Annotated in this window: 17 protein-coding genes; 9 read left to right on the top strand and 8 right to left on the bottom strand. The window is 65.4% G+C overall.

Going from position 1 to position 24,008, the window contains the following annotated elements; translation table 11 throughout:
- Positions 1–11 precede the first annotated feature (11 nt).
- Positions 12–2,534 (top strand): DEAD/DEAH box helicase, encoded by a 2,523-nt coding sequence (locus tag IWX64_RS09360; RefSeq protein WP_196866862.1) that lies wholly within the window; start codon positions 12–14, stop codon positions 2,532–2,534.
- Positions 2,535–2,824: 290 nt separating this feature from the next.
- Here IWX64_RS09360 and IWX64_RS09355 read toward each other — a convergent pair whose 3' ends face one another.
- Positions 2,825–4,045, bottom strand: a complete 1,221-nt coding sequence (locus IWX64_RS09355) for an HNH endonuclease signature motif containing protein (protein WP_334683227.1) — start codon at positions 4,043–4,045, stop codon at positions 2,825–2,827.
- 849 nt (positions 4,046–4,894) lie between these two features.
- On the opposite strand from IWX64_RS09355, the gene IWX64_RS09350 reads away from it, so the two are divergent.
- Both IWX64_RS09350 and IWX64_RS09345 read left to right on the top strand, forming a co-directional pair.
- Positions 4,895–5,377 (top strand): GNAT family N-acetyltransferase, encoded by a 483-nt coding sequence (locus IWX64_RS09350; RefSeq protein ID WP_196866861.1) that lies wholly within the window; start codon positions 4,895–4,897, stop codon positions 5,375–5,377.
- A gap of 53 nt (positions 5,378–5,430) precedes the next feature.
- Positions 5,431–6,696, top strand: coding sequence for an alpha/beta fold hydrolase (locus IWX64_RS09345; RefSeq protein ID WP_196866918.1), 1,266 nt, complete (start codon positions 5,431–5,433; stop codon positions 6,694–6,696).
- Positions 6,697–6,896: 200 nt separating this feature from the next.
- Here IWX64_RS09345 and IWX64_RS09340 read toward each other — a convergent pair whose 3' ends face one another.
- From IWX64_RS09340 to coaE, 4 genes are all read right to left on the bottom strand, one after another.
- Positions 6,897–7,946 carry a TerC family protein gene (locus tag IWX64_RS09340; RefSeq protein ID WP_196866860.1) on the bottom strand — a complete coding sequence of 350 codons (1,050 nt, stop codon included), beginning with the start codon at positions 7,944–7,946 and terminating at the stop codon, positions 6,897–6,899.
- Positions 7,947–8,096: 150 nt separating this feature from the next.
- The gene (locus IWX64_RS09335; protein ID WP_196866859.1) at positions 8,097–10,016 is read right to left on the bottom strand and encodes a hypothetical protein; all 1,920 of its coding nucleotides are present in this window, start codon (positions 10,014–10,016) and stop codon (positions 8,097–8,099) included.
- Positions 10,017–10,021: 5 nt separating this feature from the next.
- Positions 10,022–12,112, bottom strand: coding sequence for an excinuclease ABC subunit UvrB (gene uvrB / locus IWX64_RS09330; protein ID WP_196866858.1), 2,091 nt, complete (start codon positions 12,110–12,112; stop codon positions 10,022–10,024).
- 51 nt (positions 12,113–12,163) lie between these two features.
- Positions 12,164–13,381, bottom strand: coding sequence for a dephospho-CoA kinase (gene coaE / locus IWX64_RS09325; RefSeq protein ID WP_196866857.1), 1,218 nt, complete (start codon positions 13,379–13,381; stop codon positions 12,164–12,166).
- A gap of 44 nt (positions 13,382–13,425) precedes the next feature.
- On the opposite strand from coaE, the gene IWX64_RS09320 reads away from it, so the two are divergent.
- The 4 genes from IWX64_RS09320 to IWX64_RS09305 all read left to right on the top strand — a co-directional run bounded on the left by IWX64_RS09320 (position 13,426) and on the right by IWX64_RS09305 (position 16,499).
- Positions 13,426–14,109 (top strand): IMPACT family protein, encoded by a 684-nt coding sequence (locus IWX64_RS09320; RefSeq protein ID WP_196866856.1) that lies wholly within the window; start codon positions 13,426–13,428, stop codon positions 14,107–14,109.
- Positions 14,102–15,229 (top strand): class I SAM-dependent methyltransferase, encoded by a 1,128-nt coding sequence (locus IWX64_RS09315; RefSeq protein WP_196866855.1) that lies wholly within the window; start codon positions 14,102–14,104, stop codon positions 15,227–15,229. The genes IWX64_RS09320 and IWX64_RS09315 overlap by 8 nt, the downstream gene beginning before the upstream one ends.
- A 214-nt stretch (positions 15,230–15,443) precedes the next feature.
- Entirely contained in the window at positions 15,444–15,728 is a 285-nt protein-coding gene (locus IWX64_RS09310) for an APC family permease (protein ID WP_196866854.1), read from the top strand.
- 3 nt (positions 15,729–15,731) lie between these two features.
- The gene (locus tag IWX64_RS09305) at positions 15,732–16,499 is read left to right on the top strand and encodes a hypothetical protein (protein ID WP_196866853.1); all 768 of its coding nucleotides are present in this window, start codon (positions 15,732–15,734) and stop codon (positions 16,497–16,499) included.
- A 140-nt stretch (positions 16,500–16,639) separates the two neighbouring features.
- Here IWX64_RS09305 and rpsA read toward each other — a convergent pair whose 3' ends face one another.
- The 3 genes from rpsA to polA all read right to left on the bottom strand — a co-directional run bounded on the left by rpsA (position 16,640) and on the right by polA (position 22,524).
- Complete coding sequence (rpsA, locus tag IWX64_RS09300; RefSeq protein WP_196866852.1) at positions 16,640–18,142, bottom strand: 30S ribosomal protein S1; 1,503 nt, start codon at positions 18,140–18,142, stop codon at positions 16,640–16,642.
- 252 nt (positions 18,143–18,394) lie between these two features.
- Entirely contained in the window at positions 18,395–19,720 is a 1,326-nt protein-coding gene (locus IWX64_RS09295) for a GNAT family N-acetyltransferase (RefSeq protein WP_196866851.1), read from the bottom strand.
- Between the two features lie 47 nt (positions 19,721–19,767).
- Positions 19,768–22,524: a DNA polymerase I gene (polA, locus tag IWX64_RS09290; RefSeq protein ID WP_196866850.1), complete on the bottom strand. Its 2,757-nt coding sequence runs from the start codon at positions 22,522–22,524 to the stop codon at positions 19,768–19,770.
- A 19-nt stretch (positions 22,525–22,543) separates the two neighbouring features.
- Between polA and IWX64_RS09285 the strand changes: the two genes are divergently transcribed.
- Positions 22,544–23,032 carry a PaaI family thioesterase gene (locus IWX64_RS09285; RefSeq protein WP_196866849.1) on the top strand — a complete coding sequence of 163 codons (489 nt, stop codon included), beginning with the start codon at positions 22,544–22,546 and terminating at the stop codon, positions 23,030–23,032.
- A gap of 184 nt (positions 23,033–23,216) precedes the next feature.
- Positions 23,217–24,002: an AfsR/SARP family transcriptional regulator gene (locus IWX64_RS09280; protein ID WP_196866848.1), complete on the top strand. Its 786-nt coding sequence runs from the start codon at positions 23,217–23,219 to the stop codon at positions 24,000–24,002.
- Positions 24,003–24,008: the final 6 nt, after the last annotated feature.

Below are 24,008 nucleotides of genomic sequence, written 5' to 3'. Positions count from 1 at the left end.
GCTGGAGTCCTATGAGAATCCAGGAACACCTCCCCGCAGGCACGGACCAGGCCGACGATGTCTACAGCGCGTTCCTCGCGTGGACAACCAGCGAGGGAATGAACCTGTACCCGGCGCAGGACGAGGCGGTGCTTGAGCTGGTCTCGGGCAACAACGTGATCCTCGCGACGCCCACCGGCTCCGGGAAGTCGCTGGTCGCTGTGGCCGCCCACTTCGACGCCATCGCCCGCGGCAAGCGTAGCTACTACACGGCGCCGATCAAGGCGCTCGTGTCCGAGAAGTTCTTCGCCCTCTGCGAGACGTTCGGCGCCGAGAACGTCGGCATGATCACCGGCGATTCGGGAGTGAACCAGGACGCCCCCATCATCTGCTGCACGGCCGAGATCCTGGCGAATATTGCCCTCCGTGAGGGTGCACAGGCCGACGTCGGCACAGTCATCATGGACGAGTTCCACTTCTACTCCGACCCGCAGCGCGGCTGGGCCTGGCAGGTCCCGCTGCTGGAGCTGCCGCAGGCCCAGTTCCTGCTGATGTCGGCGACACTCGGTGACATGACCCGCTTCGAGGAGGCGCTGACGGAGCTCACCGGCCGCGCCAGCACCACCATCAGTAGCGCCGAACGCCCCATTCCCCTGCACTTCTACTACGTCGAGACGACCGTCCAGGAGTCCTTGGAGGAGCTACTCAGTACCCGGCAGGCGCCGGTGTACGTGGTGCATTTCAGCCAGGCGGAGGCCATCGAGCGGGCGCAGAACCTGATGAGCGTCAGCGTCTGCTCCCGGGAGGAGAAGGACAGGATCGCCGATCTGATCGCCACGTTCCGGTTCTCCTCCGGCTTCGGAAAGACGCTGAACCGGCTCGTCCGGCACGGTATCGGCGTCCACCACGCCGGCATGCTTCCCAAGTACCGCCGGTTGGTCGAGCAGCTGGCGCAGGCCGGGCTGCTGAAGGTCATCTGCGGAACCGACACGCTGGGCGTGGGCATCAACGTCCCCATCCGCACCGTCCTGTTGACAGCGCTCAGCAAGTACGACGGCGTCCGCACCCGTTTGCTCAACGCCCGCGAGTTCCATCAGATCGCCGGCCGTGCCGGGCGGGCCGGGTATGACACGGCGGGAACCGTCGTCGTGCAGGCCCCAGACCACGTCGTTGAGAACACGCGGGCCATGGCCAAGGCCGTCGGCAAGTTTGGTGACGACCAGAAGAAGCTCCGCCAGGTGGTCCGGAAGAAGCCGCCCACCGGTTTCGTCTCGTGGGGCAAGCCCACCTACGAGCGGTTGGCGGCTGGCACGCCCGAACCGCTCACGTCGAGCTTCGCCGTCAGCCATTCGATGCTCCTGAACCTGCTGGAACGTCCCGGCAACCCGTTCTCGGCGGCACAGCGGCTGCTCAATGAAAACCATGAGACCCGGGCATCCCAGCTGCAGCTGACCCGCAAAGCCATCGGTATCTACCGGTCGCTGGTCACGGCGGGCATTGTTGAGAGGCTTCCTGAGCCCGACGCCGACGGACGCTCGATCCGTCTCAAGGTGCACCTACAGGCCAACTTCGCACTGAACCAGCCGCTGTCCCCGTTTGCGCTGGCCAGCCTGGAGCTGCTCGACCCCGAGAGTCCCACCTACGCGCTGGATGTGGTCTCGGTGATCGAGGCGACGCTGGAGAAGCCACGCCAGGTCCTCAACGCCCAGGAGAAGAAGGCCCGCGGCGAGGCGATCGGCGCCATGAAGGCCGACGGCATCGAGTATGACCAGCGGATGGCGCTCCTCGAGGAAGTCACCTACCCGCAGCCGATGGCGGAGCTGCTGTTCCAGGCGTTCGACGTCTACCGCAGCGGCGCTCCCTGGCTGGGCGACTTTGAGCTGACCCCGAAGTCGGTGGTCCGGGACATGTACGAGCGGGCTATGAACTTCGGCGAGTACATTGCCTTCTACTCACTGACCCGGTCCGAGGGCATCCTCCTGCGTTACCTCGCCGACTGCTACAAGGCACTGCGCCAAACTGTTCCCACCGAGGCCCTCCGGGAAGACCTCACCGACATCATCGAGTGGCTTGGCGAACTGATCCGCCAGGTCGACTCCAGCCTGCTCGAGGAGTGGGAGCTCTTGGCCGCCGGCGGACGACCCGACGGCGACACCACCGTTGATCTGCCGCCGGAACCCGACTCCGTAACCTCCAACGAGCGTGCCTTCCGGGTGATGGTCCGCAACGAGATGTTCCACCGGGTCAAGCTCTTTGCCGACGAGGACGACGTGGCGCTGGGTGCCCTCGACGGTGCCTCCGGGTGGGACACCGATCGGTGGACTGAAGCCCTCGATGGCTACTTCGGCGACTACGAAGATATCGACGACGGCCCCGAGGCCCGCGGTCCAGCCCTGCTGATCATCGAGAAGGTGCCCGGCAGCTGGAAGGTCCGCCAGATCTTCAAGGACCCGTTCGGCAACCACGACTGGGGCATCAATGCCGTCATCGATCTGGCGGCCTCCGACGAGGCCGGCGTCCCCGTGGTCACGGTGACCGGAGTCGGGGCGCCCTAGCTGGACTGGGTTTCCTAGCTGGCCTGGACCGCACTGGCCTGGGGCTAGCTGGTCTGGAACTCCTAGTGGGTCCAGTGTCTGTCCTAGCTTGCCTGGGGCGCGCTAGCGGGTCTGGGGTGTCCGCGGTTGGGGCACAGAGCCGGGTTCGCTCCAGCCACAGGCCTTCCGGCCCGACCTTCTCAGCCCTTCCGGCCAGACTTCCTATGCATAATCTGAACCTATGCATGATCTGAACAGAGCCATACACGAGCAGGGTCCCAGAACCCTCCACGATGGAGAGGCGAATCTGGTTAGAAGGGTGGCGGGTCGTCCTGTGGTGCCGGTGGTGGGTCTGGTCGGGTGAGGTAGGTTTCGCCCATGGGTGAGATGGCGATGATCAGTCCGGGTTCGGGTTGTTGGTAATGCCAGTAGCCCTCGGATTTGAGTTTGTGGTGGCGTTTACACAGGACTGCCAAATTCGAGTAGCTGGTTTTCCCGCCTTGTGACCAGGGTTTTGTGTGGTCGAGTTCGCAGAACACGGCCAACCTGTTACACCCCGGATGCCTGCACGTCCGGTCCCGCACCCGGACCGCGTCCTGGAGGTCTTTCGGGACCCGGTAGGTCGTGGCGTCGGCGCCGAGTCTGGCACCGGTGAACGGGTGGGTGAGGATCCTCGTGAATGATGGTGCGTGTCCGGCCAACCGGCGGGCAGTGTCGGGGTCGATCGGACCGTACCCTTCGAGTTCGCCCGGGGTGTCCCCGCCGAGGAGGGTCATCACGGGGACAGTAACGAACACTTTCGCCTGCACACCCCAATACGCACCTGCACCACCACGGCCGGCCAACCCGCCGGATGCATCGGCACCGTCGGTGGTGCCGGCGCTGGTCAGGACATCTGCGAGGACGTCGGCGCGGAGCTGGGTGAGGGTGCGTGCTTCGTCGGGGCCTTGGAGGTTGCGGGCGGCCGTGTCGACCCGGTGGAAAATCCCCGCAGCCTGATCGACCGGAAGATAGGCTTCGAGCCAGGCCATCCCGTCATAGGCAGGGGTGAGGTACACCCCGCGTTCCTTCACCGCTTTCTGGTGTCGGGCGGTGACGGATTCTGGGTGGAGTTTTTCCCGGAGCCGGTTCGCCTGCTGCCGAAACTTCACCACGGTCGTCTGGGACGCCATCCCGATCAGCCGGGCCTCGAACTCGGCTGTCGCTGTGGGGTCGGTGTCGGGGATGCCGGTGGCTTCCTCCACCACAGCCCAGGCGTGCCGCCGGCTGAGTTTCCCGGCCTCCAATGCTTCCAGGGTCGCGGGGTAGTACCGGGTTAGCAGCGTGCTGTGCTCGACCAGGAACCCGGCCGTCCGCTCCGGCAAATGCAACGCCGCACTGATCTCAGCGGCGGTGAGGGTTGCTTCGTAACCCCAACCCCGGGGGTCGTGGCGGGTTTGCTCGGTTTGCAGGTCAAGGACCCGGGTAACAATCTTGGCTTCCTGGGCGTCGAGCCAGGACCGTGCTTCGTCGATGTCTTTCAACGTGTCCAACGCCTGACAGGCATCCAAACCACCCACCGCCGCCAGTTGAAGCTGCCCAGTCAGTGCGGGAGGCTCGCTACTGGAACGGACCCGTTCATCCGGGTCGCCTCCCAGATGAAAGGAAACCCCACGATTCAGAGAACAACCACGCCGAATCAGACTCTGTAGATTCAGACTCTGTTGAATCTGACTCCGTTGATTCTGGCCCTGTTGAATCGGACTCGGCAGTCTCCCCTTGGTTCGGATCAGCGTCGTCCTCAGCGGGGTCCGTGGCGGCGGTGGGCCTGGGCTGCTCAACTACCGGGGCCGTCCACACCGACTCGACACCCAACGGACCAGCCGGCCCATACCCCGAGGAAGACCCGGTGGAAGACCCAGTGGACGTCTCCCCGGACGTATCCCCGGACGTCTCCCCAGCTGTCTCCGTGGAAGTATCCGGAGTCCCGCTATCGGAAGCAGAATCCGCGCCAGAATCGGGGGATGATCCCGGTCCGGGAGAAGAAGCTTCACTGCTTTCCATACCTCAATTCCATCACCCGGCACTGACAAAATAAGGGGCGATCGAGGGGTGCCCAAGAAACTTTTGGATCTTTTTTCTGGGCAGGTGATTCTGCTCTGGCATCGCTTTGGCAGCCTTCAAACGGCCCTCGCGCACGGCTCAAACTGCCCTGATGTCGGGCCTCCGAAACAACCCGTCAAGCACCCCCTTAAGCGACCCGTCAAGCAACCCGTCGACGTAACCATCATCGCTCCCGTTGAACGACAGGTTCAGGCGAGGTGCAGGTTCGAGCCTCTCCAGAATTCCCCCACGCTGCCCCTGGGCTACCGGCCGCCAGCGGAATCGCTAGGGTTGAAGACATGACTATCCGAGACGCCCGCCCGGAGGATGTACCCACTATCCTCCAGCTCATCCATGACCTGGCCATCTACGAGAAGGAACCCGACGCCGTCAGGAACACACCCGAGCAGCTCACCCAGGCCCTCTTCGGCGACTCACCGGCAGTGTTCGCCCACGTCGCCGAATCAGATGGCGCCATTCAGGGTTTTGCGCTCTGGTTCCTGAACTACTCCACCTGGGAGGGCGTCAACGGGATCTACCTTGAGGACTTGTATGTCCGGCCCGAAGCCCGGGGCGAAGGCCACGGCAAGGCACTCCTGCAGAACCTGGCACGCATCGCCGCCGAGCGCGGTTACGCCCGGGTCGAATGGTCGGTCCTCAACTGGAACGAGCCGTCCATCAGCTTCTACGACAGCCTCGGCGCCTTCCCCCAGGACGAGTGGACCACCTACCGCCTCACCGGCCCCGCCCTCACGGCCGTTGCCAGCGGATCCGCCACGTGAGTGCTCAGCCAGAGGCCGACGTCGTCCCCCATCAGCGCGGTGTTACCCACCTGATGCACGGTGCCCGCACCACCGGTCACCACTTCACCATCCCGTTGGACCACAGCGAGCCCGACGGCGAAACCATCACCGTCTTCGCCCGCGAGTACAGCTCCCTGGATCACGACGACGTTGCTGGGCTGCCCTGGCTGCTGTTCCTGCAGGGCGGCCCCGGCGGCCGCGGCGCCAGGGTGACCCAGCTGGGCGGCTGGATGAAAGCAGCGGCCAAACACTTCAGAATTTTGATGCTTGATCAGCGGGGCACCGGCCGGTCCACTCCAGCGGATGCCAGGACGCTGCCGACCCGCGGCGACGCCGCAGCCCAGGCCGAGTACCTCACGCACTTCCGGGCCGACTCGATTGTTGCGGATGCTGAACTGATCCGCCGCCAGTTGGTCGGAGCGCCCTGGACGGTCTTCGGTCAAAGCTTCGGAGGTTTCTGCGCCCTGACGTACCTCTCTTTCGCCCCGGAGGGCATGGACCGCGCCCTGATCACTGGTGGGCTCGCACCGCTCGGAGGGTCACCCGACCGGGTCTATGCAGCCACCTACCGGCTCGTCGAGGCACGGAACCGGGAGTATTTCGCCAGGTACCCCGGGGATCGGAACATCCTCACCCGGATCGCCCGGCACGTCGCCGCCGTCGACGAGCGGCTCCCGACCGGTGAACGGCTCTCTGTCGAACGCCTCCAGATGATCGGCTCATTCCTCGGCGGCAACACCCGCGTCGACGCGCTCCACTATCTCCTGGCGGACGCCTTCGTCGCGACCCCTGAGGGCGATCGACTCTCCGACGTGTTCCTCGACGCGGTGTGGGCGCAGGTCAGCCGGTCCTCCAATCCGCTGTACGCACTGTTGCACGAGTCGATCTACTGTCAGGGTGCGGCCTCCGCGTGGTCCGCGGACCGGGTCCTGGCCGCATATCCCCAGTTCCTTCCCACCGCTGACGAGCTCCTCCTGACCGGTGAGATGGTCTACCCCTGGTACTTCCAGCAGGACCCCGCGTTGGTCCCGTTGCGGGAAACCGCCGACCTCCTGGCCGCGCGGACCGACTGGGGCCCCCTGTACGACGTCGACCAGCTGTCACGGAACACCGTTCCTGCCGCCGCCGCCGTGTACCAGGAGGACATCTACGTGGACCACGGTCAGTCGATGGAAACCGCACGGGCTGTCAACGGTTTGCAGGCATGGGAAACAGCCGACTTCCACCACGACGGAATCTCCGACGACGGCGAAGCGATCTTCACCCGGCTACTTGGTATGACCGGATGGCCCGCCTGACCGGATGTGTCAGTGAACGGGTGTGCCTGGCCGGATCAGTCAGTGAACGGGCGCGCCTGGCCGGATCAGTCAGTGAACGGACCGATGCCGGACCCTGCTGAACAGTAGCGCCCCCCGACACGCAGCCGGCCCGCCAGTCCCGGAATTGCGGTGCTGGCGGGCCGGGGCGGCGCGCTGATCGTTTGGTAGAGCCGAGGAGGCTAGCTGTCGACGTCGGCCGCGCGGGCCTTGCGGGCATCCTCTTCCAGCTGGGCGTCGATGGCAGCCTGCTCGGCCTTCGGGCTGAGCAGGCTCAGGACGACGGCGATCACGATGGTCCCGAGGATGATGCCCAACGACACAAACGTCGGGATGATCGGTGCCCACTCGATGTGCTGCCCGCCGTTGATGAATGGAAGCTCGTTCTCGTGCATGGCGTGGAGGATCAGCTTGATGCCGATGAACGCGAGGATCACCGAGAGTGCGTGCTTCAGGTAGATCAGGCGGGTCATCAGTCCACCGAGCAGGAAGTAGAGCTGACGCAGACCCATCAGGGCGAAGATGTTGGCCGTGAAGACGATGAACGCGCTCTCGGTCAGACCGAAGATGGCCGGGATGGAGTCAACGGCGAAGAGCAGGTCGGTGAGGCCGATCGTGACGAACACGATGAGCATCGGGGTGAAGACTTTCCGGCCGTCAACCACGGTGCGGATCTTGTTGCCGTCGTACTTATCGGTCATCGGCAGGACATTACGGAGGTTGCCGATCAGCTTGTTCTCGCTGCCATGCTCCTCATCCTCACCACTGTCCTTGGCCTGCTGGTAGGCCGTGTAAAGCAGGAAAACGCCGAAGATGTAGAAGATCCAGCTGAAGTTGCTGATCAATGCGGCGCCCAGGAGGATGAAGATACCGCGGAGGACCAGCGCAATGATGATGCCCACCATCAGTACTTCCTGCTGGTATTTCCGGGGTACCGAGAACCGGGCCATGATGATGATGAACACGAACAGGTTATCGATGCTGAGGCTGTACTCGGTGACCCAGCCGGCCACAAACTGGCCGCCGTAGTCAGGGCCGGTGAAGATAAACATCAGGACGGCGAAGACCAGGGCGAGGGACACGTAGAACGTGACCCAGAGGCCGGCTTCCTTCATGGACGGCTCGTGGGGGCGCTTGACCACCAGGAGCAGGTCGAAGAGAAGGATGAGGCCAAGCACAATGAATGTGCCGACCTCGAAAGCCAGCGGCAACTCCAGTGTGGGTTCGGGCATGAAAGACCTTTCGGAGGGTGCAGCGGTGTCCGCAAGTCTCTCCGCCGCGGCATCTGCCAGTCGGCCGCTACGCCCGGCAGGGCAACGATGCCCTGCGTGTTGACGTTCGTAGCGCTTCGGGATACTCCCCTACGTCCGCATCATCGTAGCCTAACCACCTCTCGGATCAGGAAATGACAGCCGTAACCTTTCAATTTCCTCGGTCAACTGGGCGGCCGTCCAATAGTCATCGTGCCCACGGAGTACACCGACAGCGTCAGGGTCAGCGAGCTGCCGGTTGTCGGCGCACGGGACGGCTGTCCCAATCGGGTCGGTATCCCGCCAGAGATTCACCCAGCCCCGGCCGGCGGTGTTGCTGCTGATACGCCGAAAGAGGTCATCGTTGAAGTAGGCGGGAAAGAACGCACCGTACAGGGAGGCCAGCGGTGAGCCGGCGGTGACCAGGAGGGGACTACTGGCGTCCGATCTCGGCGTGTGGGCCAGGAGCCATGCGCAGATCACTGAACCTTGGCTATGCGCCACCAGCACCACTTGCCCGACGTCGGCCCGCCGGGTTTCGGCCCGGATACCCTCCACTACCGCATCGCGGTAGGAGACCCCGGCGAGTGGGTGGTCACGGATGGGCCAGAAGCCGGCAATGTCGGCGATTTTCCCCAGCACGTTGCGAACCGGTGCGAGCTGGCCGAGCAACAGCACCAGGATCACGGCAGCGCCCGCCAGGTGGAGCGCAAGAATGGCCAGTGCGAGCCACGGACCGCCCAACCGTCCCTCCCCGAGGGTGACCGCAGCGGCGATCCCGGCGGCGGCCAACAGTCCTGCCGCGGGCAGGATCCGGGGCACCAGCGTGGGCGCGCCCGCGGTCAGGCGGTGGAGCCACCGGGCCCGCTGCACCGGGGTCCCCCACAGTGCACGGAGGCCCAGAGTCCGGGTGAGTGAGAGGACGACGGCGGCGGCGAGGGCAACGGCCGCCACGACGATCAGCGCAAGGAAGGGGAAAAGATCGAGCCGGCTGTCCCCTGCCTCGGCGGTGCTGTCGTAGGCGAGCAGGATCGCGTGGCTCGTGTTGCGGGCAGGGGTGGGGCCGTCCGCACTGGACGCGCCGAAAAGGCCGGTGATGTACACCAGAATGTTGTCGAGCACCATGCGCAGCAGGGACGTCACACTGTGCAGCAGCAGGACCGCCGCCACCAGCAGCACCCCCGCCGCGGCCTCCGGGGCACGGCGGTCTTCCGGACGCGCCGCCCAATAGCGGACCAGCAGGAGCGTCGCGGCGAGGACAGCAACCCCAGTGCTGAGCGCCATCCAGAGGGCCATCGCGTCCAGCCGCTCCAGGGTGGGCACCTGACTGGAAGCGTTGGCAGAAATGGGGGTGGCGACGGAAGGCCACCCGCCGTAGGCCAGCTGCGCTGGACGGAGCCAGGCGACGGCCAATCCTGCGCCCATGATCAGCCCGAGGTGGGTGAAGACACCCCGGGCGTCGGGGAGACTCTGCTCTCCCTGCTGGCGCCCCTCGGTGTGGCTCCCTCCCTGACGCCTCCCCTCGCTGTGGCTCCCTGCCTGCTGGCGCCCCTCGGCCTGGCGGCTGATGACCGCCCGCCACCGGTAAAGCAGCCAACCGGCGAGGCCGACTGCGGCGACGATCGCCGTCGTCCTTCCCGCGGCCGATCCGCTGACTTCCGGCGGAAGGTGGCGCAGCACGGTTTCGCCAAGCACCACCAGCCAGGCCAACTGGCTGACGGTGAGGACAAGTCCCACCAGGCCGACGCACATCCGTAACAGGGGGCCGCCCACCCCAGCTGGACCGACGGTGTGCATGCGCCCCGCCACATTGGCCAGGGTGAAGGGGAACGCCAGGTACCAGAGGAACCCGGTGTTCCGGCGGTTCGACCGCGACCAGTTGATGATCCTCAGCCGGTGCTGTGGGACCGCCGGTGCGTCGGCCGTTTCCACCCAGGAGTTGAACTGGCGGACTCGGGGCCGTCCCAGCGCGCTCAGGTAGTCATGGTCTCCTACCCCGTGCACCCGGATCTCGGTGAAGGGTCCGGTGGTGGGCGGGCGGCGACCTGTCATGGAGTTTAGGCGTGCCCGGCCGTCTGCATCTGCCGTAGTTCCTTCTTGAGGTCACCCACCTCGTCGCGCAACCGGGCGGCCAGCTCGAAGTGCAGGTCGGCTGCCGCGGAGTGCATCTGGTCGGTGAGCTGGCTGATCAGGTCAGTCAGGTCCTCCGCGGGCACAGCTGCAAGCCCGTCGTGACGGACCGGAGTCCCCCCCTTGGCAGTCTTACCGCCCTTGCGTTTCCTGCCTGTTTCTTCAAGCAGCGCCCGGGTATCGGCGTCCTCCTGGGCAATCGAATCGGTGATGTCGGCGATGCGCTTCCGCAGCGGCTGCGGGTCCACCCCGTGCTTGAGGTTGTAGGCCACCTGGATTTCGCGGCGCCGGTTCGTTTCGTCAATCGCCTTGGCCATCGAATCGGTGATCCGGTCGGCGTACATGTGCACCTCGCCGGACACGTTTCGGGCGGCACGCCCGATCGTCTGGATGAGGGACGTGGCGCTGCGCAGGAACCCCTCCTTGTCGGCGTCGAGAATGCTGACCAGTGAGACCTCGGGGAGGTCGAGGCCCTCACGGAGCAGGTTGATGCCTACCAGGACGTCGAAGGTGCCGAGCCGCAGCTCGCGCAGCAGCTCGACCCGGCGCAGGGTGTCGACGTCGGAGTGCAGGTACTCCACCTTCACCCCGTGTTCCAGCAGGTAGCCGGTGAGATCCTCGGCCATGCGCTTGGTGAGCGTGGTGACCAGGACGCGTTCGTTGCGTTCCACCCGGGTGCGGATCTCGCCCAGCAGGTCGTCGATCTGGCCCTTGCTCGGCTTGACCACGACCTCCGGGTCGATCAGCCCGGTCGGGCGGATGATCTGCTGCACATAACCGTCGGACTTGCCCAGCTCGTACTTGCCCGGCGTCGCCGACAGGTACACGGTCTGGCCGATCCTTTCGAGGAATTCGTCCCACTTCAGGGGCCGGTTGTCCATGGCGGAGGGCAACCGGAACCCGTGGTCCACGAGGGTACGCTTTCGGGACATGTCCCCCTCATACATGGCGCCGATCTGCGGGATGGTCACGTGGGATTCATCCACGACCAGCAGGAAATCGTCGGGGAAGTAGTCGAGGAGGCAGTGCGAGGCCGAGCCCGGCCCGCGCCCGTCAATGTGCCGCGAATAGTTCTCGATACCGTTGCAGAACCCCATCTGCTGCATCATTTCGAGGTCATAGGTGGTGCGCATCCGGAGGCGCTGCGCCTCGACCAGCTTGTTCTGTGACTCCAGCTCATCGAGCCGGACCTGCAGCTCGTCCTCGATCTGCTTGACCGCGCGGTTCATCCGTTCCGGACCCGCAACATAGTGCGATGCCGGGAACACGTACATCTCGGTCTCTTCCCGGACAATCTCACCGGTCAGGGGGTGCAGGGTGTAGATCTTCTCGACCTCGTCGCCGAAGAACTCGATGCGGAGCGCCAGTTCCTCATACATCGGGATGATCTCGACGGTGTCGCCGCGCACCCTGAACGTGCCGCGGTGGAAGTCGATGTCGTTGCGGGTGTACTGCATTGACACGAACTTCCGCAGCAGGTCATCCCGGTTCATCTGCTGGCCGGTCTCCAGCGTGACCATTCCGGCGACGTACTCCTCGGGGGTGCCCAGGCCGTAGATGCAGGACACCGTGGCGACGACGATGACGTCCCGGCGGGTCAGCAGGGCGTTCGTGGCCGAGTGGCGGAGCCGCTCCACCTCCTCGTTGACCGAAGAGTCCTTTTCAATGAAGGTGTCGGTCTGCGGTACGTAGGCTTCAGGCTGGTAGTAGTCGTAGTAGGAGACGAAGTACTCGACGGCATTGTTTGGCAGCAGTTCACGGAATTCGTTGGCCAGCTGTGCGGCGAGGGTCTTGTTCTGCACCATCACCAGGGTGGGGCGTTGGACCTGCTCGATCAGCCACGCCGTCGTCGCACTCTTGCCGGTGCCGGTGGCGCCCAGGAGCACCACGTCCTTTTCGCCACCCTTGATCCGCTCGCTCAGCTCGGCGATCGCGGCCGGCTGGTCGCCAGCCGGATTGAAATCACTGATCACTTCGAACGGGGCGACCACCCGGTTAATTTGCTGCGCAAGGCTCATATAAATACGTTAGACCCTCCCCCGGACAATTACTGTCCTCATGCCCGTGACTTAGCCGACGGCGGAAGGCGGTCCCGGCCGCCAGCCGGTGTCGGCGATCCACCGGGTCAGCAGGGGGTCGGCAACCTGGGTGAACCAGGCTTCCTTGCACTGCGCGTAGCCGTCCGTTCCCTGGTCGTCAGCGTGGTCGGCCGCACAGCGTTCCTTCTCCGCCAGATACCGGGCTGCGGCGTCCGGATCGGACCGCAGCCAGTCCCTGAAGGACAGCGCGTAACACCATCCCGGCGAGCCCTGGACCCTGACGTGCACATTCGCCGGGCGTCCGGGGTCGGCGTTGGCGTGCAGTCGCTTCGCCCACCGGTCCGGATCGGGTGCGGCTGGTTTCGGCTCATCCTGCACAATGCCTTCAACGAGGGGGAACCCCGCCGCAGTGAGTCTGTCGGCAATCCTGTCGGCGTCCGCCAGGCTCGCCACGGTGACCTGCAGATCGATGACGTCCTTGGCCGGCAGGCCGGGAATCGCCGTCGAGCCGATGTGGTCCGCTCCCAGCACCAGGGGATCCGCCAGGCGCAGCCGGCCTGCGATCCGCTCCGCCTGCACCGGCCAGTCATCCCGGTATTTTTCGAGCTGCGGCCCGCCGGTCCGTCCCGCACGCACACCCCTGACCAGGTTGGTGTTGAACGGGACCACCCGGTCCCGCCACAACCGGTCCACCGCGGCCAGCAGTTCTTCGGCGGTTCCCTCATTGGGGATGACGACGTCGGCCGCTTTAGCGCGCTCGGCCCGCGTCGCCTGCGCCGCGATCCGGGCCCGTGCGTCGGCGTCGCTCATTCCGCGGTCGGAGGTCAGCCGTCCCAACCGCACCTCGTCGGACGCATCGACCACTACCACCAGATGGAACTGGTGCTGCTGGCCGGTCTCCACGAGCAGGGGAATGTCCTGCACAACGACGGCGTCCGGCGGAGCGGCGGCGGTCAGCTCACGCGCCCGGTCGCGGACCAGCGGATGGATGATGGAGTTCAGGGTCATCCGGCGCGACGGGTTCCCGAAGATGGCTTTCGCCAGGGCGGGCCGGTTCAGGCCGCCGTCGGGCAGGAGCATCTCCGCGCCGAACTCCGTGACGACGGCCGCCAGCCCGGCCGATCCTGGCTCGACGGCCTCCCGGGCCAGGACATCCGCGTCGACCAGCACCGCCCCGAGCTCTTCCAGACGTTGAGCGACGAGTGATTTCCCGGCGGCGATCCCGCCGGTGAGGCCGATTCTGAGCATGTCCCCCACCCTAGTACGCGGATCACTCGCAGTGCCCGCCCCGTATGCTTGATCCGGTGAGCGACAGTGGAATAACCGGCTATACGACGGTCCGGGGCGAGCACCGCCACGAGACCGAGGTTCGCCGGTCCCGTTTTGTCGCGGTCGTCCGGCGCGCCGACACCGAGGACGGCGCGCGGCATCTCGTCACCGACCTGCGGCGGGAATTCCACGATGCACGCCACCACTGCAGCGCGTTTGTCCTCGGCCCGGACCGGTCAATCCAGCGGGCCAACGACGACGGCGAGCCGTCCGGCACCGCCGGGGTGCCCATGCTGGACGCCATCCTGAAACGCGTTACCACCGGGGGCGCCACCGATCTGAGCGACCTCGCCGTGGTGGTGGTGAGATACTTCGGTGGTGTCCTGTTGGGTGCCGGCGGCTTGGTCCGCGCCTACTCCGACGCCGTTTCCCAGGCACTAGAGGCTGCACCAACCGTTCAGCGCCGACTGCTCCAGCAACTCACGGTCCCGGTGGCCCACGCCGACGCCGGTCGGGTCGAGAACGATCTGCGAGCCGCTGGCACCGGGATACTGGGAACCGACTATCTCGCCGACCGTGCGCTGATCCAGGTGGCCGTGCCAGCCGGGGAAGCCTCGGTGATGGACTTCACCGCCCGGCTTGCCTCCCTGACCGCCGGGCAATCCGGCGCCGAACTCCAAGACCTGAAATGGGTGGACTGTGACTGACTTTTCCTTCGACAACCTTCGGCGGGCTCCCGATGTTGAGGCCCCCAACCTCTTCGCGTTCGACGCCACCGACCGACTGCTCCTGGACACCGCCGGCAGTGCCATCAGTGAGGACCCGGCGGGCGTCGTCGTGATCGGTGATCACTATGGCGCGCTGACACTCGGTGCTGCTGCGCTGCACGGTGCGACGGGGATCCGCACCCACCAGGATCCGCTGTCCGGGGAGCTCGCGCTGACCCGCAATGCGACAGCGGCACGTTTGCCCGACAGGTACACACACCACCCGCTGGACGGCGCGCTGCTGACCGATGCCCGCATTGTCCTGCTGCAACTTCCCCGGTCGCTGGCCGCGCTCGATGAAATCGCCTGGACGATCGCCCGCCATGCCGCGCCCAATGTCCGCGTGTTCGCGGGCGGCCGGGTGAAGCACATGACCATGGCGATGAACGGCGTGCTCGCCCGCCATTTCGGCTCCGTAGCGGCGGGACTGGCCCGCCAGAAGTCCCGGGTGCTGACCGCCTCCGGGCCGGTGCAATCCGCTGTCAGCGGTTTCCCCGTTGAGGAGCAGCACGACGTCGGCCTGGCTTCCCCGCTGATCCTGCGGGCGTTCGGCAGTACATTTGGCGGGGCGAAGCTCGATGCGGGTACCCGTTACCTTCTGCCAGCCCTGTCCGCTGCGCGGTCAGTAGGGCACGCCATCGACCTGGGGTCGGGCAACGGCACGATCGCCGCCTACCTGGCGCTGACGCGGCCTACCCTGCAGGTCACCGCAACCGACCAGTCGGCGTCGGCGGTCGCATCCTCGCGGGCCACCGCTGAAGCCAACGGCGTGGGTGACCGGATCACCGTGGTGCGTGACGACGCGCTGTCCCTGGCGGCGGCGGCGTCGGCCGACCTGATCGTCCTGAACCCGCCCTTCCACCTGGAAGGCACGGTCCACTCAGGAATCGCGCTGAAGCTGTTCGCCGACGCCGGGCGGGTCCTGCGTCCGGGCGGCGAACTCTGGACGGTCTGGAACAGCCACCTGCAGTACCGGGGGCCCCTGACCCAGCTGGTGGGGCCCACCCGCCAGGCCGCGCGGAACCCGAAATTCACCGTAACGGTGTCAACGCGGACCTAATCCGGTGCTGCCTTTGGCACCCGAAAGAGTCATCTAGTCAGCAGGCTTACTTTCTGCAATATACTACTGGCATGTCCACCACAGCACAGCGCCCGTCACCATCGAAACTCAAGCAGGGGATCAGCGCGTCGTCAACGCCACCGGATTCGGTATCCCGGAGTGGATCTTCGGGCTCGTCGCGCTCATCGCTGTCGCCAACCGTTTGCTGCTCACCATGATCATGGCCAGCCGGGTTACCTATGGCAGGGAAGAACAGGGGCTGCTTCCCTCCGTGCTCGGCCAGGTACTTCCGAATCGCCGGACCCCCTGGGCCGCGATTGTCGTGACGACTGCCGCCGTTCTGGTCCTCAGCAGCACCGGTGACCTCGCGTCGCTGGCCGAAACCTTCGTGGTTCTCCTCCTGGCGATAGGGCTCGCGCTCTACGCAGTGCGGCGCTTCGCCTCACGGCGAGGCTCGGATTCACAAGGCGCCGACCAGCGCCCCACGGTCGGGGGCTGACCCATGCGCCCCACTGCAGCTCTCGGCTCCGGTTTCGCCGGACTGTTCGCAGCGATTAAAAAGGTCAGACCGCACCGGCCCATCCACCCGGACGGGGTGATGCTGCACGGGACCCTCACCCGCACAGGTCCGGTGATCCCGAGCGGCATCTCCTGGATCGACGCTCCGGGAGAGGACAAGGTCAGGGCCCGCCTGTCCCGTTCGGTGGGACTCCCCCGCTGGAGTCCCGACATCCTGGGCCTGGCCGTCCGTGTCCCCAGCGGGGCCAACCACTTCGATGTGCTCTTGGCATCAACCGGCGTATCGTTCCCGGGCCGGTTTGTGCTGGTCCCCCAGCAGAACATTATGGCTGCCACGTTCACCTCGCTCATGCCGTATAAAGGAGATAAGTCAGCGGTGCTTCTTGGCGCCTTCCCGCTGGACCCGGGCGGGAACCTCCCCGCTACACCCGTAGGCCTCCGCACCGGACTGGCGAAGCGACCGCTGGAGCTCGCACTGTGTTTCAGCCGGCCACTGGGTTCGTGGATCAGGTTCGGCACCCTGAGGCTGCTCCACGATCCCGAGCAGTCGAGTCTTCGTTTTGACCCGATCCGTCATCCGCTACCTGGGTCAGAAACTTACGCCTGGACCCGCGCGCTGCGGGAGCCCTCGTACGCCGAGGCACGGGCGGATCCAGACACGCAGCAGCCCCCCGTTGCCGGTAATTCAGCTTCTGGTCCCGGCCCCGATGCGGTTCCCGCTGCTGGAGCACCTGGCGCTCCGTCCCAGTGATCAGGCGCGGTGAATGGGACTGTCTAGACAATCCCATTCACCGCCCCTGGTCGGTGGGAAGCCTGATCAGGTCCAGCGTTAGCATCTAAAAAAGGCCCCCACCTCGCGGTGGGGGCCTTTTTTAGATGCTTACGCTGGACCTAGTTGCCGGTCAGCTTTTCGCGCAGTGCAGCAAGTGCTTCGTCTGACGCGAGGGTACCCGTGCCGACGTTGCTGTTGCTGCTGCTGTTGTTGGTGCTCTCAGCAGCGGCTGGCTCGGACGAGTAGCTGGTCGAGCTAGACTCGACAGGCTCGTTGGCCGCAGCTGCATCGTCGGATGCGTGCTGCACAACCTGCTTCTTGTGTGCTTCCCAGCGTGACTGGGCCTCAGCGTACTGAGCTTCCCAGGTAGCGCGCTGGGTGTCGTAACCCTCGAGCCATTCGTTCGACTCTGGGTCGAAGCCCTCGGGGTACTTGTAGTTGCCTTCTTCATCGTACTCGGCAGCCATACCGTACAGAGCGGGATCGAACTCGGTGCTGTCAGCATCGACGCCCTCGTTGGCCTGCTTGAGGGAGAGGGAGATCCGGCGACGCTCGAGGTCGATGTCGATGACCTTGACGAACAGTTCGTCTCCAACCGAGACAACCTGCTCTGCCAGCTCCACGTGGCGGACAGCCAGCTCGGAGATGTGAACGAGGCCTTCGATACCGTCTTCGACACGGACAAACGCGCCGAACGGAACCAGCTTGGTGACCTTACCCGGAACAACCTGCCCCAGGGCGTGGGTGCGGGCGAAGGTCTGCCATGGATCTTCTTGGGTGGCCTTGAGCGAGAGTGAAACACGCTCGCGGTCCAGGTCAACCTCAAGCACCTCAACGGTGACTTCCTGGCCAACTTCGACAACCTCGGACGGGTGGTCGATGTGCTTCCAGGACAGCTCGGAGACGTGGACGAGTCCGTCGACGCCGCCGAGGTCCACGAAGGCACCGAAGTTGACGATCGAGGAGACAACGCCGGGACGAACCTGGCCCTTTTCCAGCTTGTTGAGGAACGTGGAACGCACCTCGGACTGGGTCTGCTCAAGCCACGCACGACGGGACAGGACCACGTTGTTGCGGTTCTTGTCCAGCTCGATGATTTTCGCTTCGATCTTCTGGCCGATGTACGGAGCCAGATCGCGTACACGACGCATTTCAACCAGGGACGCAGGCAGGAAGCCGCGGAGGCCGATGTCGAGGATGAGTCCACCCTTGACAACCTCGATGACCGTACCGGTGACGACGCCGTCTTCTTCCTTGACCTTCTCGATGTCGCCCCAAGCGCGCTCGTACTGAGCGCGCTTCTTGGACAGAATCAGGCGGCCTTCTTTGTCCTCCTTGGTGAGCACCAGGGCTTCGACCTGATCGCCAACGGAGACAACGTCCCCGGGATCAACATCGTGCTTGATGGACAGCTCACGGGAAGGGATGACACCCTCGGTCTTGTAACCGATGTCGAGCAGAACTTCGTCGCGGTCAACCTTGACGACCGTTCCTTCAACGAGGTCTCCGTCGTTGAAGTACTTGATGGTGGCGTCAATGGCTGCGAGGAAGTCCTCAGCGGTGCCGATGTCGTTGATCGCGACCTGCGGTGCACCTGGCTTCTCGGTGGTGGTGATGGTCATGTAGTTGGGACTCCGTTGTGGATGATTAGTTGATCCGGCGGGCGCCGCCAAGCCAACAGGAAACCCTGCTGATTCGTGTGGAACCCGTCCGGAAGTGGACTTTTGGAGAGGAAACGGCCAACCAGTAACAGTCGGATAACCCGTTTCACAGTGCGCATTACACGCCCGTCTAGTCTAGCCGCCTGCGACAACACAGGTCAAAAGCGCCACCGACGGTGAAAGAAGGTTTCGAAGTGGGTAATACTGTGCGGGCTAGAAGTGGGTAATACAGTACGGGTCCGACGGCGTCTGAAAGATCCGGTCGAGGACGGCGATGCTGCCGTCCCCATCCGGGCCCTGCTCGGCAATGTGACCAACCGCGGCCAGAGTGTGCGCGGGGACACCTCCGAGATAGAGCGATCCGAGCGCGGCGACGTCCACGCGCAGCTGCGTCTCGGCGTCGTCGTCGAGGCGCGTCAGCGCACCCGTTCCGTCGGCGGCCGACAACCGGTACCGGCCGGCGGCGTAGCCGAGCGGATCGACAATTTCCAGGGTCACCGTGCCAGTCCCCTGGTACCCGCGCGCTCCCAGCGCCTTCGCCGGGTCGAGGATCCGCAGCCAGAGCACATCCTCGTCACCGGTCAGTTTGTAGCATCGACGGTCCTTCAGTGCCCAGGGCAGCGGGTCATTGACCGGAGCCAAGTTGAAGGTGATCCGCTCGATCAGGTCGATCGATCCCAGATACCGCCACAGTTCCAGGTAGGCGGCGCCGGAGACGGCCACCAGATCGATGATCTTCATCGTGTAGGGGCTGGTCCCCCAGCCGGAGAACTTGTAGGAGACATAGCCGTCGGGCCGGCCGTCATCGTCGTAGTGGACGGCGGTTCGCACACCCTTGTCCTCGACGGGCCGTTCCTCACCCCACCGGCCCGATGCGCGCTGCGGGTAGGCGAACTGGCGGCCGAGGGAACCAGTGGTCGCGTGGTGGAATCGGCCGAAGATCTGCTCGGACAGGGCAGCGGCGGACGCCGGCGACACCACTTCGGTGGCACCATAGGCGGGCGGGCGGAGGGCGAAGCGTTCCTTCACGTCAACCTCGATGTTGCGGGTGAACGTGGCCGTGCCGAAACCGAACCGTCCGTAGATGGTCGCCTCGGACGCGGTCAGCGCCGCGACGGCGAAGCCCTTGGCCGCCGCCCCCTCGAGGTCGGAGGTCATCATCCGGCGGAGCAGGCCGCGGCGGCGGTGGGTGGGCCGCACGGTGACGGCGGTGATCAGGTGCGCGTCGATCAGCTGCCCGTTCCCCACGTTCAGGGTGTTGATCATGGTTCCGTAGGTTGCCACCGGGATCCGGGGATCCCAGGCGTGGGTGCCCGCTGCGTCGTCGTAGGCGCCCCAGAGGGTGCGGCTGTCGGAGGCGAAGGCGCCGGCGTAGGTCGACAGGTCCTCCGGCTCGGTCCTTGTCTCATGGAACCCGAAGCGGATCGCCTCAAACCAGTGAGCGAGGGCGCTGTCGGGCGTCGAATCGGTTTCGGCGGTCACCGTGAAGGTGTCAATGCGCAGCGGGGCGGGGGCGGCGGGGTCCTGGGAAGCAGTCACGATCCATCAGCCTAGTGCCGCAGCACCCCGCGCACCAGCACCGCGGGTCAGTGGGCAGCCTCGTGCCAGCTCGCTCCCACACCGACTGAGACGTCAAGGGGTACGGTCAGGTCAGCGGCCGAGCCCATCTGTTCCCGCACCAGCAGTTCCACAGTGTCCTTCTCGCCCGGAGCGATCTCCAGGACCAGTTCATCGTGCACCTGCAGAAGCATCCGGGAGGCCAGGCCCTGCCTGCGCAGTTCGGCGTCGACGCCGAGCATCGCCTTCTTGATGATGTCCGCTGCCGAGCCCTGGATGGGGGCGTTCAGCGCCGCCCGCTCAGCCATTTCGCGGAGCTGCCGGTTGTCGCTGGAGAGATCCGGCAGGTAACGGCGGCGGCCTTCAATCGTGGACGTGAAACCGTCGACGCGCGCCTGTTCCACCACTCCGCGCAGATAGTCGCGGACGGCGCCGAACCGATCAAAGTAGTCGCCCATCAGGGTGCGTGCCTCATCCACCGAGATGGCCAGCTGCTTGGACAGGCCAAATGAGCTGAGGCCGTAGACCAAACCGTAGGACATGGCTTTCACCTTGGACCGCATGGCGCTGGTGACGTCCTCGGGGGCGACCCCGAAAATGTGCGCGCCGACAAACCGGTGCAGGTCCTCGCCTTCCCGGAACGCCTGGATGAGCCCCTCGTCGCCGGAGAGGTGAGCCATGATCCGCATCTCGATCTGCGAATAGTCGGCGGTCATCAGGCACTCGAACCCGTCGCCGACGACGAACACCTCGCGGATGCGCCGGCCCTCGTCCGACCGGACCGGGATGTTCTGCAGGTTCGGGTTCGTGGAGGACAGCCGCCCGGTCGCCGCGATGGTCTGGACGTAGGTGGTGTGGATCCGGCCGTCGTCGGCCACTGATTTCCTGAGCCCCTCCACCGTCTGGCGCAGCTTGGAGGCGTCGCGGTGCGCGAGGAGCTGTTCCAGGAACGGGTGCCCGGTCTTGACGATGAGGTCGGTCAGCGCGTCGGCATCGGTGGAGTAGCCGGTCTTGATCTTCTTCGTCTTGGGGAGTTCCAGTTCGTCGAACAGGACCGCCTGGAGCTGCTTGGGTGAGCCCAGGTTGATCTCCTTGCCGATGATCCTGAAAGCCTCGGCGCTGGTGGTGCTCATGGTCGCCGAGAAGTCGTCGAACAGCTGGTCGAGCCGCTCCATGGACACTGAGACGCCGGTGAGTTCCATTTCAGCGAGCACCTGGGCCAGTGGCAGTTCAAGCCCACCCAGCAGCTGGTTGGCACCACGTTCCACCAGCTGGCCAGCGAAATACTCACTGAGCTGCAGGGCCGCGAACGCACGGGCGATGGCCGGCGAGGCGACGTCTTCCTCCTCCAGCTGGAGCGCGAGCTGACCACCCGTGGACTCCGCCGGGGGTGCGATGGACATCTTCAGGTGCGACTGGCTCAGGTCACCGAGGTCGTAGGCGCGGCGGTCGGGCTGGATCAGGTAGCCGGAGATGGCGGTGTCGTCCACGACCCCAGCAAGTTTCAGTCCGCGGGCCGCGAGCAGCTTGTACGCCGCCTTGAAATCGTGGGCCACCTTCGGCGCGCCCAGGTCAGCCAGCCAGGCAGCAAGCACCTGCTCCGCTTCGGCGTCGAGCGTTTCCAGATCCACGTACGCCGCGTCCGTCGAGGTCACCATCGCCAGCCCGGCGACGTCGTCGTTCCCGGTGGTCGACTGGGTCACCAGCTGGACGGCGGCAGTGGCCTGGTTGGTGGCCTTGAACCAGGAGCCCAGGGCAACGGCATCGGCGAGGACCACGTGCTGGGGCGGGGTCATTTCGTCGTGCGACTCCGCGGCATCCTCCTCTCCGAACAGGTCGAACAAACGCTTGCGGAGGACGTTGAACTGGAGGGAGTCGAACAGTTCCTCCACGGCCGGGCGGTCGGGGGTCCGGGACACCATGGTGTCCAGTTCCACCGGCAGGTCCAGGTCGAGGTGCAGCTGGTTCAGTCGGCGGTTGCGCTTGACCAGTTCCACGTTCTCTCGGAGGGAGTCCCCCACCTTCCCCTTGATCGCCGCAAGGTTCTCGAGGATGCCGTCGAGCCCGCCGTAAAGCTTGATCCATTTGGCGGCAGTCTTGGGACCCACCCCGGGAACCCCGGGAAGGTTGTCGGCGGTCTCCCCCACCAGGGCGGCCAGGTCCGAGTACTGGTTGGGCGGGACGAGGTATTTTTCCTCCACCGCCTGCGCATCCATCTGCGGGATGTTGGTGACGCCCTGCTTCGGGTACAGCACTGTCACGCGGTCGTTGACCAGCTGGAAGGCGTCGCGGTCACCACTCACCACCTGCACATCCCAGCCCTCGGCCGCGGCACGGACCGACAGGGTGGCAATGATGTCGTCGGCCTCATAGCCTGCCATCGACAGGGTGGGAATGTGCATCGCCTGCATCACCTTGATGATCAGGTCCACCTGGCCGTGGAATTCCGTGGGCGTCTTGGCGCGGCCAGCCTTGTACTCGGTGTACTCCTCGGTCCGGAACGTCGGGGTGCTCAGGTCCAGTGCAACCGCCACATGGGTGGGCTTCTGGTCCCTGATCAGGTTGATCAGCATCGCGGTGAACCCGTAGACGGCGTTGGTGTGCTGCCCCGTGTCGGTGGAAAAGTTCTCGGCCGGCAACGCATAGAACGCCCGGTAGGCCATCGAGTGACCGTCGATCACGAGCAGGCGTTTGCGGGATCCGTCAGCCGGCTCGGTGGCCGTGGGAGGAGCGTCCGACAGAGTCGCAGCGGCCGGGGGAACATCGGGTTTGGTTGTTTGACTCACAGGTGCCAGCCTAGTTCCCATGACCCACAATTACACTCCGGAGCCGTCCGGACAGGAACCGACCGCAAACCCCTACGCCACCGAGCTGGCCGCCGCCGGTGTGCCGGAAGAGATGCACGAATGGCTCAGCGGCCACGGTATCGGGCGTCTCGCCGCGAAGATGGGGATCGTGTTCACGGAGATGACGCCGGAACACCTGGTGGCCACCATGCCGGTCGAGGGGAACGAGCAGGTGGCCGGGATCCTTCACGGCGGGGCGCACCTGGTCCTCGCGGAGACCCTGGGCTCATTCGCCGCCGGGCTCCATGCCGGCCGCGACCGGCAGGCGATGGGCATTGAGATCAGCGCGACGCACCACCGGTCGGCGTCGTCAGGGATGGTCACCGGCACCGCCACAGCCGTCCATCTGGGACGCACCCTGACCACCCACGAGGTGGTGATGACTGACGACGACGGCCGCCGCCTGTCCACCGCCCGGATCACCAACATCATCCGTGACAAACGCTGATCTTTTTTGCGCTCCCGGGGCCCCGGAATCCGCCGTCGATACGGGGGTAATCCTCTACGGGTGAACTTTTCCCCGAGGCATTGACAAGGTTCTGCAGCCTGAGGATGCTAGCACTGACAGCGGTCAACCGTTTCAGCGGATAGGGGACGCCTCTCCCCGATGAAGCAGGAAGTGGGGACGGGGCATGTCATTGAACACTCCGGTCCAGTGGAACTTGAAGATGTTGGGGTACTGGTGCCTTGAACGGGATCACCAGCCTCTCACCGTGGCCTTCCGGCAGCAGCGCCTGATCGCGGCCCTCGCGCTCCGCGGTGGTCGACGACGAAGCTACATTGCAGGCCTCCTGTGGCCCAACCGGACCGATGCCCAGGCCTCAGGCAGCCTGCGTGCCTGCCTGTGGAACATTGCACACCAGCTTCCCGGGCTGCTCCACCCCGTCAGCGACACGCTGGCCCTTGCACCCGGGATCACCATCGACGTTGACGAACTGCGGGGCACGATCAGCCTCGTGGACACGGGCGCCACCGTGCCGCAGGAATTTACCGCGGAGCTGCGGGCCGCCGACCTGCTACCAGGGTGGGACGAGGACTGGCTGCTTCCCGACCAGGACAGGGTCTTCCGCCAGCGCCTTGCCGCCCTGGAAACCCTCGCCGAAACGTATTTGGCTGGCGGGCAGCTGCCGGCAGCCCTCGATGCCGCCACCGCAGCAGTGGCGCTCGACCCGCTGCTGGAAAGCGCTCAGCGCTCTCTGCTGCGCATCCACCTGGCGGCCGGAAACAACGGGTCGGCGATGCGCAGCTACCGCACCTACCTGGCGACCCTGCAGCAGGAATGCGGAGTATGCCCGTCGGCGCGGATCACCGAACTGATCAGGCCGTTGCTGCAGGGCCAGGAGCGTGGGGGCCAGGAACAGACCCTGCGGGGTCCGGTACCCGGCTACCGTGTCAGCCTGCACCCGTCCTTTGAGTAGGTGGAG

Origin of the sequence: Arthrobacter sp. CAN_A212 (assembly GCF_015752345.1) — a bacterium.
In the GTDB taxonomy this organism is placed as follows: Bacteria; Actinomycetota; Actinomycetes; order Actinomycetales; family Micrococcaceae; genus Arthrobacter_D.
The sequence above is the reverse complement of the archived record's forward strand: the minus strand, read 5'-3'. Positions and strand labels throughout refer to the sequence as shown.

Coding starts and splice junctions, on each gene's coding strand:
- IWX64_RS09360 (WP_196866862.1), top strand. CDS start 12: ATGAGAATCCAGGAACACCTCCCCGCAGGCACGGACCAGGCCGACGAT.
- IWX64_RS09350 (WP_196866861.1), top strand. CDS start 4,895: ATGACTATCCGAGACGCCCGCCCGGAGGATGTACCCACTATCCTCCAG.
- IWX64_RS09345 (WP_196866918.1), top strand. CDS start 5,431: ATGCACGGTGCCCGCACCACCGGTCACCACTTCACCATCCCGTTGGAC.
- IWX64_RS09340 (WP_196866860.1), bottom strand. CDS start 7,946: ATGCCCGAACCCACACTGGAGTTGCCGCTGGCTTTCGAGGTCGGCACA.
- IWX64_RS09335 (WP_196866859.1), bottom strand. CDS start 10,016: ATGACAGGTCGCCGCCCGCCCACCACCGGACCCTTCACCGAGATCCGG.
- uvrB (WP_196866858.1), bottom strand. CDS start 12,112: ATGAGCCTTGCGCAGCAAATTAACCGGGTGGTCGCCCCGTTCGAAGTG.
- coaE (WP_196866857.1), bottom strand. CDS start 13,381: ATGCTCAGAATCGGCCTCACCGGCGGGATCGCCGCCGGGAAATCACTC.
- IWX64_RS09320 (WP_196866856.1), top strand. CDS start 13,426: ATGCTTGATCCGGTGAGCGACAGTGGAATAACCGGCTATACGACGGTC.
- IWX64_RS09310 (WP_196866854.1), top strand. CDS start 15,444: ATGATCATGGCCAGCCGGGTTACCTATGGCAGGGAAGAACAGGGGCTG.
- IWX64_RS09305 (WP_196866853.1), top strand. CDS start 15,732: ATGCGCCCCACTGCAGCTCTCGGCTCCGGTTTCGCCGGACTGTTCGCA.
- rpsA (WP_196866852.1), bottom strand. CDS start 18,142: ATGACCATCACCACCACCGAGAAGCCAGGTGCACCGCAGGTCGCGATC.
- IWX64_RS09285 (WP_196866849.1), top strand. CDS start 22,544: ATGACCCACAATTACACTCCGGAGCCGTCCGGACAGGAACCGACCGCA.
- IWX64_RS09280 (WP_196866848.1), top strand. CDS start 23,217: ATGTCATTGAACACTCCGGTCCAGTGGAACTTGAAGATGTTGGGGTAC.